The sequence below is a fragment of the Rhodosalinus sp. genome, assembly GCF_046542825.1.
In the GTDB taxonomy this organism is placed as follows: domain Bacteria; phylum Pseudomonadota; class Alphaproteobacteria; order Rhodobacterales; family Rhodobacteraceae; genus Rhodosalinus.
The window spans coordinates 1-9,936 of record NZ_JBKHAQ010000104.1 but is presented as its reverse complement, the minus strand read 5'-3'; the positions used below and the strand labels follow the sequence as shown (position 1 = coordinate 9,936).

10 protein-coding genes are annotated in these 9,936 nt (G+C 69.9%); 7 read left to right on the top strand and 3 right to left on the bottom strand.

Going from position 1 to position 9,936, the window contains the following annotated elements; translation table 11 throughout:
- Positions 1-2,150, bottom strand: a 2,150-nt coding sequence (locus ACLFOB_RS12310; RefSeq protein ID WP_410926251.1) for a hydantoinase/oxoprolinase family protein, incomplete at its 3' end; no start/stop codon positions are given.
- Positions 2,151-2,455: 305 nt separating this feature from the next.
- Here ACLFOB_RS12310 and ACLFOB_RS12305 point away from each other — a divergent pair.
- The 6 genes from ACLFOB_RS12305 to ACLFOB_RS12280 all read left to right on the top strand — a co-directional run bounded on the left by ACLFOB_RS12305 (position 2,456) and on the right by ACLFOB_RS12280 (position 6,478).
- Positions 2,456-2,731: a TRAP transporter large permease subunit gene (locus tag ACLFOB_RS12305; RefSeq protein WP_410916637.1), complete on the top strand. Its 276-nt coding sequence runs from the start codon at positions 2,456-2,458 to the stop codon at positions 2,729-2,731.
- Entirely contained in the window at positions 2,728-3,255 is a 528-nt protein-coding gene (locus ACLFOB_RS12300) for a winged helix DNA-binding protein (RefSeq protein WP_410926250.1), read from the top strand. The genes ACLFOB_RS12305 and ACLFOB_RS12300 overlap by 4 nt, the downstream gene beginning before the upstream one ends.
- Positions 3,252-3,635, top strand: a complete 384-nt coding sequence (locus tag ACLFOB_RS12295; protein ID WP_410926249.1) for a hypothetical protein — start codon at positions 3,252-3,254, stop codon at positions 3,633-3,635. Before ACLFOB_RS12300 ends, ACLFOB_RS12295 begins: the two co-directional genes overlap by 4 nt.
- 338 nt (positions 3,636-3,973) lie before the next feature.
- Entirely contained in the window at positions 3,974-5,005 is a 1,032-nt protein-coding gene (locus tag ACLFOB_RS12290; RefSeq protein ID WP_410926248.1) for an AI-2E family transporter, read from the top strand.
- A 244-nt stretch (positions 5,006-5,249) separates the two neighbouring features.
- The gene (locus tag ACLFOB_RS12285) at positions 5,250-6,158 is read left to right on the top strand and encodes a DMT family transporter (RefSeq protein ID WP_410916641.1); all 909 of its coding nucleotides are present in this window, start codon (positions 5,250-5,252) and stop codon (positions 6,156-6,158) included.
- Between the two features lie 77 nt (positions 6,159-6,235).
- Positions 6,236-6,478: a YdcH family protein gene (locus ACLFOB_RS12280; RefSeq protein ID WP_410916642.1), complete on the top strand. Its 243-nt coding sequence runs from the start codon at positions 6,236-6,238 to the stop codon at positions 6,476-6,478.
- Positions 6,479-6,524: 46 nt separating this feature from the next.
- Here the strand turns inward: ACLFOB_RS12280 and ACLFOB_RS12275 are convergent, their stop codons facing one another.
- Positions 6,525-7,913, bottom strand: coding sequence for a helix-turn-helix domain-containing protein (locus ACLFOB_RS12275; protein ID WP_410926247.1), 1,389 nt, complete (start codon positions 7,911-7,913; stop codon positions 6,525-6,527).
- A 69-nt stretch (positions 7,914-7,982) separates the two neighbouring features.
- Positions 7,983-9,197 carry a multidrug effflux MFS transporter gene (locus ACLFOB_RS12270; RefSeq protein WP_410926246.1) on the bottom strand — a complete coding sequence of 405 codons (1,215 nt, stop codon included), beginning with the start codon at positions 9,195-9,197 and terminating at the stop codon, positions 7,983-7,985.
- 181 nt (positions 9,198-9,378) lie between these two features.
- Here ACLFOB_RS12270 and ACLFOB_RS12265 point away from each other — a divergent pair.
- The coding region (locus tag ACLFOB_RS12265) for a carboxyl transferase domain-containing protein (RefSeq protein WP_410926245.1) at positions 9,379-9,936 on the top strand (558 nt) is incomplete at its 3' end.

The window sequence follows — 9,936 nt, the reverse complement described above, 5'->3', positions numbered from 1 at the left end:
AGCGCGACGCCCATCTGCTCGGCGATGTTCATGAAGAGGTTGTTGAAGACCTCCAGCAGCACCGGGTCCGCCCCGGTTCCCAGCGCATCCGCGCGGCGCGCGGCCTCGGCGCGGGTCATCAGGATATGGTCGTGAGCGGTGACCTCGGCGCGCCAGCCCGGTTCGACCACCACGGTCTGGTTGGCCTCGATGATCAGCGCGGGGCCGGTGACGGTGCGGCCGGGCGCCAGTGCCTCGCGCCGCACGACGCGCGCCCGATGGGAGGTGCCGCCGGAAAAGATGGGCACCTCTCCCGCCCCCTCGGCCTCGCCCCCTGTCAGGTCGGCGCGCGGCTCGGGGTCGGCCGCGGAGTCTGCCGCCTGGCCCTCGATTTCCGCCGCCTCGATGACCAGCGGCGTTTCGGGCGCGACAAAGCCGAACTCGGCCTCGTGCGCGGCCTCGAAGGCCGCGCGCGCGGCCATGGCGTCGCCGTCCCAGGCGACCGGCAGGGCGGTGTCGGTGCCGGCGTAGCGCAGGTGCAGGCGCGGTGTCAGCGTGATGCCCTCGTCCGGCACGCCCTGCGCGGCGAGTGCGGCGCGCACCTCGTCCGCAAGCGCGGCGAGCGCCGTCTCCACCTCTGACGTGCGCGCGGGGTCGAGGTCGATCTCCATGCCCTGCTGACGCGCCTCCGTCACGCGGGCAAGGCCGATGCCGTAGGCCGACAGCAGGCCCGACAGCGGGTGGATCAGCACCTTGGTCATCCCCAGCGCGTCGGCGACAAGGCAGGCGTGCTGCCCGCCCGCCCCGCCGAAGGCGTTGAGCAGGTAGCGCGTCACGTCGTAGCCGCGCTGCACGCTGATCTTCTTGATGGCGTTCGCCATGTTCTCGACCGCGATGCGCAGGAAGCCCTCGGCCACCTCCTCGGGGCTCTTGCCCTCCTGCTCCGCGATCTTCGCGAACTTCTCCGCCACGGCCGCGCGGTCGAGCGGCTGGTCCTGATCGGGTCCGAAGATCGCCGGGAAATAGTCCGGGTTGAGCTTGCCCAGCATCACGTTGGCATCGGTGACGGTCAGCGGCCCGCCCCGGCGGTAGCAGGCCGGCCCGGGATCGGCGCCCGCGCTGTCGGGGCCGACGCGGAAGCGCCCCGGTTCGGCGTGCAGGATCGAGCCGCCGCCGGCAGCCACCGTGTGCACGCGCAGCATCGGCGCGCGCATCCGCACGCCGGCCACCTGCGTCTCGAAGGCGCGCTCGAAGGCGCCGTCGAAATGCGCCACGTCGGTCGAGGTGCCGCCCATGTCGAAGCCGATCACCCGGTCCTCGCCCGCGATCTGGCCGGTGCGCGCCATGCCCACCACGCCGCCCGCGGGCCCCGAAAGGATGGCGTCGCGCCCCTTGAAGCGATCCGCGGCGGTCAGCCCGCCGGACGACATCATGAACTGCAGCGTGGGGCCGGGTTCGTCCGGCGGCGTGGCGCCCAACGCGCCTGCCACCCGCTCGACGTACCGCGAGAGGATCGGGGTCAGGTAAGCGTCTACAACGGTGGTGTCGCCGCGGCCGACCAGCTTGATCAGCGGCGATACCTCGTGGCTGACGGACACCTGCCCGAAGCCCGCCGCGCGTGCGGCCTCTGCCAGCTGTTTTTCGTGCTGCGGCGCGCTCCAGGCGTGCATCAGCACGATGGCGACCGCGTCAATGCCCTCGGCTTTCGCCGTCTCCAGCGCCTGCGTCGCGCCGTCGATGTCCAACTCGCGCTCCACCGTGCCGTCGGCGCGCACGCGCTCGTCCACCTCGACGACGCGCTCGTAGAGCATCTGGGGCAGGACGATCTGCTTGGCGAAGATGTCGGGCCGGTCCTGATAGCCGATGCGCAGCGCGTCGCGGAAGCCGCGGGTGATCAGCAGGAGGGTGCGATCCCCCTTGCGCTCCAGCAGGGCGTTGGTGGCCACCGTCGTGCCCATCCGCACCGTGCCCACCCGCTCGGGCGGGATGGCGCCGGGCGGCACGTCGAGAAAGCGGCGAATCCCCTCTATGGCGGCGTCGTCGTAGGCGCCGGGGTTCTCCGAAAGCAGCTTCATCTCCGACAGCCGGCCGGAGGGCGCACGCGCGATCACATCGGTGAAGGTGCCGCCGCGGTCGATCCAGAAATCCCAGCGTCCTGCCTCGTCGTTCATCGCCCCGCGATCCCTCGCTCATCAATCGCAGACAAAACGTTGACAAATTGTCAGTGCAGGGTCAAGTTTCCTGTCGTAGGGTCAAGGGCGGCGGACCCGGTGCGCCGAACCGTCGCCCGCCATGCAACAGGGAAGATGCCGATGACCATGCCGCTTTTCCGCAGCCTGCCCGCCGCGCGCGCGGCGGCCTTGCTCGCGCTGCCGGCCGCCGCCGCCAACCGGGACATGCCGTCCTGATCGCCTGTGGCGCGGCCACCGGGCAGTCCGTCGCGCGGCTGTTCCTGGCGGGGGTGCTGCCCGGCCTGATGCTGGCCGGGCTTTCGATCCTTTCGATGGTGACGGCGGCCGGCATCGACCCGATCCGGTTCGGCATCTGCCCCGTCCTCATGGTGGAGATGAGCCAGATCGCACCGCGCTTGGGCTTCGACCTCTTCGTGATCCAGACCATCACGGGGCGGGACATCTTCGCCGTCGCGCGCTACGCGGTGCCCTTCTTCCCGATCCTGGTGCCGGCCACCGCGAGTCTCGCGCCTGTTCCGCGGATCGCGCTGTGGCTGCCGGGCACGATGCTGTCGCGATGAGTGGAAAGAGCCCCAAGCGCCGCATCGGGCCGGTCGTCAGCTCGGCGCATCTGGCCGCCTCGGACCTGCCGGAACTCTCGGAGGTGGAATACGCGCTGACCATGGCGAACCACGCCTTCCATCGCTGGATCGTGCGCTGCATGGACGCGGCGGGCGCGCCCGGCATGGCGCCGCTGGAGGTGCTGATCCTGCATCTGGTCAACCACCGCGACAGGCCCAAGACACTGGCCGACATCCGGCTGGTGCTGCACATCGAGGACGCGCATCTGGTCAGCTACGCGGTGCGGAAACTGTCCGGGCGCGGGCTGGTGACCACCGCGCGCACGGGCAAGGAAAAGACGGTGGCGATCACGGCGGAGGGCACGGCGCTCTGCGGCCGCTACGCAGAGGTGCGCGAGGCGCTGCTGGTGGAGCTTGCGCAGGAGACCGGCTTCGCGCCGGAGGAGATGTCGCGCCTCGCCGCGCTGCTGCGCGCGATCTCGGGCAGCTACGACCACGCCGCGCGGGCGGCGACCACGCTTTGAGCCTGTTGGCGCTTGCGGCCCGGCACGGCCGCTGGCTGCTGATCGCGGGGCTGGTCACGGGCATCGCGCTGCCCGGCCTTGCCGAAGGCATGGCGGCGGTGATCGTGCCCTTCCTCTTCGTGATGCTTTGCGTGGCCGCGCTGCGCGAGGGGCCGCGGGCGGCGCTGCCGGGGCCTTCGCAGCTTCCGCGCGCGATGGCGGCGGCGCTGATCCTGCAGGGTGTCCTGCCGCCGTCGCGGACGGCGCGCTCCGGGCTGAAGGGCTGCTCGACGCGCCGCTGGCCATGGGCGTCGTGCTGGCGCTGGCCGCGGCGCCGATCACCGGCACGCCGGGGCTTGCCGCGATGTCGGGCGCGGATGCGGCCGCGTTCTGCATGCTGATGCCCGCCGGGGAGGCGGCACTCGGACCCGACCCCCTCCGGCATCAGCATGCGATGGCGCCACGGTTGCCCGCGATGGACCACATCATCTGCACCGGGGCCGGGCACGGCTTTCTTACGGAACCGGACCCGGGCGACTCCCGGCGCGCGCCCGGACGAAAGATGCGCTGCACCGGATGAATGCCGTGCTGCCGAAAACCTGACCGGAGACGCCTTGCAGCGGAACGCCGCCCGTGGGTGGCGCGCCGGGCGTCCCGTTCCGGCGGTTGACAGCCAGCCGACAGCTTTCCAAGACAGGAAGGGTGCGTGACGGACTGCGCCTGCGTCACCGGAGCGAAAATGCGCAACACCACCTACGGGCTCGCGCTGGCCCTCATGCTGGGCTGGCTCCTCTGGATCGGGAAACCGGTGCTGCTTCCGGTGATCGCTGCGGCGATCTCGGTCTATGTCCTGTCCACCGCCGCCGCCGGTATGGAGGGGATGCCGGTGCTGGGCCGCTTGCCCGGCTGGGCCCGGCGGACAGTGATCCTCATCGTCTTCGCGGTGGCGGTGGTGCTGCTCTTCGTGCTGGTGATCAACAATCTTGCGCAGGTCGCGGCGGCACTGACGCGCTACGAAGCCAACCTGGCCGCGCTGGCCACGCGGGGTGCCGGCCTGCTCGGCATCGAGGACGAGCCGACCTGGGAGAACCTGCGCCGCACCACCATCGACCGGATCGACATGGCCGGACTGATCACGCCGGCGCTGCGCGGGTTGCAGGGCTTCGGGTTCACGCTGTTCCTTGTCGTGCTCTACGCGAGCTTCCTGATGGCCGAGCGCGGCGTGATGGCACGCAAGCTGATGATCGCGATGGGTGGTGAGGAAGCGGGCCACCGCGCGCTTTCGCTCATGGCACGGATCAACGATCGCATCGGCAGCTATCTCTTCGTCAAGACGGTGGTCAACGTCATCCTCGGCGCGCTGTCCTATGCCATCATGCTGGTCCTTGGGATCGAGTTCGCGCTGTTCTGGGCAGTGCTGATCGCCTTTCTCAACTACATCCCCTACATCGGCTCGATCGTCGGCGTGATCTTCCCGGTCCTGCTGAGCCTCGCGCAGTTCGGCACGCTCTGGATGGCCGGCGTTGTCATGGTCTCGCTGACGGTGGTGCAGATGTTCGTGGGCGGCTGGCTGGAGCCGCGGATGATGGGGCGGGCCTTCAACCTGAGCCCCTTCGTCGTGCTTCTGGCCCTGGCGTTCTGGAGCGCGCTCTGGGGCCTGCCCGGCGCGCTGCTGGCGGTGCCGATGACGGCGAGCCTGATCCTGGTGCTGGCCGAGATTCAGGCCACCCGACCGCTTGCCGTGATGCTCTCGGCCTCCGGCCGCGTCTGAGCGCAGGAGCGGGGCCTTGTCGAAACAAGGCCCGAGGGGCCAGGCGAGCCGGATCGGGTCCGCGGACGCACCGGCGATCGACGCCCATCCGTGTCCCTCCGGTCGCGTCTTCGCCGCGGGACCTGATCATGCCCGGGCTCACGGGCGATGCCGAGACCGGGCAAGACCGGCAGAGCGACAAGGCCCGTCAGGGCCGCGGAGCGCCCCCTTGCCCTTGCGCCCGCTTTCCTGTCCTGTCCCGCGCATGGCAGAGCCGCGCGCCGATACGCGCCCCGTGGCGGGCGTGCTGTGGATGCTCGTCACCGGGCTGTGTTTCGTCGCCGTCACGGCGCTGGTGAAATACCTGGGCGACCGGGTGCCGGCGCCGCAGTCGGCCTTCCTGCGCTACCTGCTGGGGCTTGTCTTCCTGCTGCCGGTGCTGCGGCCGCTTCTGCGCGCGCGGCCCACGCGGCGGCAGCATCTGCTGTTCGGGCTGCGCGGCGTGCTGCACGCGGGCGGCGTGATCCTGTGGTTCTACGCCATGACGCGCATCCCGCTGGCAGAGGTGACGGCGATGAACTACCTCTCGCCGGTCTATGTCACACTCGGCGCCGCGCTCTTCCTGGGCGAGCGGCTGGCGATCCGGCGCATCGCGGCGGTGGCGGCGGCGCTGATCGGCGCGCTGGTGATCCTGCGGCCGGGCTTCCGCGAGCTCGACCCCGGGCACATCGCGATGCTGGGCACCGCGGTGGTCTTCGCCGGCTCCTACCTGCTGGCCAAGATCGTCTCGGACGAGACGGACCCCGCGCTGGTGGTTGCCATGCTGTCCGTCTGGGTGACGGTCGCGCTGGTGCCTGCTGCCGCCGCGGTCTGGATCGCGCCCACGCCCTACGAGCTTGCCGTGCTGCTGGCGGTGGCCTTCTTCGCCACGGCGGGACACTACACGATGTCGCGCGCCTTTCAGGCAGCGCCCGTGACGGTGACGCAGCCGGTTACCTTCCTGCAGCTGGTCTGGGCGGTGATCGTCGGCGCGGCGGTTTTCGGCGAGCCGGTCGACCCCTTCGTGGTCTCCGGCGGGCTGATCATCATCGCTTCGGTCTTCTTCATCACCTGGCGCGAGGCAGTGCTCAGGCGTCGGGCGATCACGCCGGCCGGACCGGAGACCAAGGGATAGCCGTTTGATCGGTGTCAAGGCCGGGCCGGGCGCCCGCGTCCTAGGGTGGGGCTGACAGGACCCAAAGGAGACCGCGCATGTCCCATACCCCGCACGAGCTGCACGACGAGTTCCCGGACTTCGCCGAACGGATCAGCACGCTCAAGCAGTCGGACGCCCATTTCGCCCGTCTGGCCGAGCGCTATCACGACCTGAACCGCCAGGTGCATTCCGCCGAGACCAACGTGGCCCCGATGGAGGAACTGGCCGAGATGCAGCTCCGCAAGGAGCGCGCGGCGCTGAAGGACGAGATCTACGCCTATCTGAAGGCCGAAGCCTGACGCCGCGGGCCGGCGCGCGCCGTCCGCCGGGCCGGCAAGGCGGGCGTCATCCGACCTCGTAGGGCAGCACGCCCCGCGTGTCCGGGTCGATCCTCAGGTGCCGCTCCAGCGGCGGCACCGACCGCTGGTGACAGTCCGCGCGTTCGCAGATCCGGCAGGAGATGCCAATGGGCTCGAAGGCGCGGGCATTCTCCACGTCGAGATCGTCGGCATAGACCAGCTGGCCGGCGTGCGCCACCTCGCAGCCCAGCGCGATGGCGAAGCGGCGCACCGGCGCGCCGAACCGCCCGCCGGGCTTCGAGACGTCGCGCGCAAGGCTGATGTAGCGCACGCCGTCCGGCGTCTCGGCCAGTTGTCGCAGGAAGCGGCCCGGCGTCTCGAAGGCGCGGTGCACGTTCCACAGCGGGCAGGCGCCGCCGAAGCGGGCGAACTGCAGCCGCGTGGCCGAGTGGCGCTTGGTGATGGTGCCGGCCTGATCGACCCGCACGAAGAAGAAGGGGATGCCCTTGGCGCCGGGGCGCTGCAGCGTCGAGAGCCGATGCGCCACCTGCTCGATCGAAGCGCCGAAGGCCAGCCCCAGCCGCTCGAGGTCGTGCCGCGTTTCCTGCGCGGCCTCGAGAAAGGCGGTGTAGGGCATCATCGCGGCGCCTGCGAAATAGTTGGCCAGCCCGATCTTGGCGATGGCGCGTGCTTCCTCGCTCTGGAAGCGGGCAAGGTCCAGCGTCGCCTCCAGCAGCCGGTCCTGCGTGAGAAGCGCCAGTTGCAGCAGCATCTGAAAGGTCTGCGTCTCGGCCGCCGCGCGCGCCGAGAGTGTCAGGCGCCCCGCCTCGGCATCGTAGCGCCGCAGCGCTTCGGTGTCGTCCAGCGCCACCGCCACGCCGGCCTCCTCCAGCCGCCGGGCGGCATGGGCGCGCGTGTCGCCGGCGCCGGCGGCGAAGCCTTCGGCCGCGCGGTCCACCGCGTCGATGTAGTTGTCGCAGTAGTGGAAGAAGTCGCGCACCTCTTCCCAGGGGCTGGGGCGCGCGCGGCCCTCGTCGCGCCCCAGCGCCTCGTCGAGCGAGGCGAGCCGCTCGTGCACCTCGCGGTAGGCGCGGTGCAGTTCGAGGAAGGCGCGCGCCACGCCCGGCGCGTTCGAGGCCGTCAGCCGCAGGTCGGTGACCGGCGGCACGTCGGCAAAGACCGGATCGGCCAGCGCCTCGCGCATGTCGGAGACCAGCCGCTCCGCCTCTCCGGTGCCAAGCTCGGTGACATCGAAGCCGAACTCCTGCGCCAGCGCCAGGAGCACCGTGGTGCTGAGTGGGCGGTTGTTGTTCTCCATCTGGTTCAGGTAGGGCAGCGAGACGCCGAGCTTGGCGGCGAAGGCCTTCTGCGTCAGGCCCAGGCGCTGGCGCAGCTCGCGCAGCTTCGCGCCGGCGAAGAGCTTTCGTGAGGGCATGGCGGGGACTCGCTTTGCGGATTAGCCGAGCCAGAGACTAGCTTTGCAAACCTGGCCTGCCAAGCGCGCTCACAGCCCCAGGCGCCGTTGCCTCCGGATCACCAGCAGCATGGCCACGACACCGCAGGCGGCCGAGCCGCCCATCAGCCCGATCAGCGGATATGGCCCCGTGCCGGGCCCCAGCAGCAACCCTGCCAGCGCCGACAGCGCCGCGCCGCCGCCGATCATCACCGCGCCCCCGAAGCCGCTGGCCGTGCCCGCCAGATGCGGCCGGACGGAGAGCATGCCCGCGGTGGCCGTGGGGATCGCCAATCCGTTGCCAAGGCCCACCACGGTGATCAGCCCGAAGAAGCTCTCGGCAGAATCGAGACCCGCCAGCGTCAGGATCAGCGAGGTCAGCATCGCCGCGGTGATCAGGATCGTCCCCGTCAGCACCAGCCGGTTGATCCCCAGCCGCGTGCTCAGCCGCCCGGACAGATAGTTGCCCAGCAGATAGCCGACCGCCGGCGCGCCGAAGTAGATCCCCAGCCGTGCAGGCTCCAGCGCGTAGATCTCGGACCCGACGAAGGGCGCGCCGCCGAGATAGGAAAAGAACGAGCCGCCGGCAAAGGCGCCCGCCATGCAGTAACCCCAGAACCGTTGCGAGCGCAGAAGTTCCGGGTATTCGCGGAACTGCTGCATCATCGTGATGCCGCGCTGCGTGCCCGTCTCGCCCAGGTCCATCCAGGCCAGCGCGAAAAGGGCGAGGCCGGCGATGAGCAGCAACCAGAAATTCGCCTGCCAGCCAAGGCTCTGGTCGAGCACGCCGCCCAGCGCAGGTGCCAGCATCGGCACCACCGCCATGCCCATCGTGACGTAGGCGATGCGCGATCCGGCCTCCTCCATCGGCACCATGTCGCGCACCACCGCGCGGCCCATGACCATGCCGACGACGGCGACGGCCTGCACCATCCGGCATAGCATGAAGACGGTGAGGTTCGGCGCGTAGATGCAGCCCAGCGTGCCCAGGCAGAAGACGACCAGCGAGCCCAGGATCACGGGCCGGCGACCGATGTTGTCGGCGACCGGCCCGATCAGCACCTGGATCACCGCACTGGTGGCAAGATAGGCGCCGACCGACAGGCCCATGATCGCGGCCGTGGTGCCGAAATGCGCGCCCATCGAGGGCAGGCTGGGCAGGAAGATGTTCATCGCCATCGCCTGAAGCCCGGAGAGCAGGATCAGCGTCGCGATATGCGGCGGAGAGGTCTTGTCGAGCAGGCGCACCTGCGGGAGGTCGGACATGAAGGAAGGCCTAGGGCGCAGCGCAGCCCTTGTCCATCTGCCTCGCGTGGCAAGCTGCCGCCATTCGCAGATTTGCGATTATCTGTTACAGGATTTGCAGAAATTTGCAAATTTGCCGAAAATCTCTTTCTACCGTGCTGTCCCCCGGATAAGGAAGCGGCACGCCGGACAAGGGGGGACCATGAAGGACATCCTGCAGGAGCTCGAGACCCGCCGCGCCGAGGCGCGCCTCGGAGGCGGGCAGAAGCGGATCGACGGCCAGCACGCCAAGGGGAAGCTCACCGCGCGCGAGCGCATCGAACTGCTGCTCGACGAGGGCAGCTTCGAAGAGTTCGACATGTTCGTCACCCACCGCTGCACCGACTTCGGCATGGAGGACTCCAAGCCCTACGGCGACGGCGTGATCACCGGCTGGGGCACGATCAACGGAAGGCAGGTCTATGTCTTCGCGCAGGACTTCACGGTGCTGGGCGGCTCGCTCTCTGCCACCCACGCGAAGAAGATCGTCAAGATCATGGACATGGCGATCCAGAACGGCGCGCCCGTGATCGGCATCAAGGATTCGGGCGGCGCGCGCATCCAGGAGGGCGTCGACAGCCTTGCGGGCTACGGCGACGTCTTCGACCGCAACATCATGGCCTCTGGCGTGGTGCCGCAGATCAGCGTCATCATGGGTCCCTGCGCGGGCGGCGCGGTCTATTCGCCGGCGATGACCGACTTCATCTTCATGGTGAAGGAC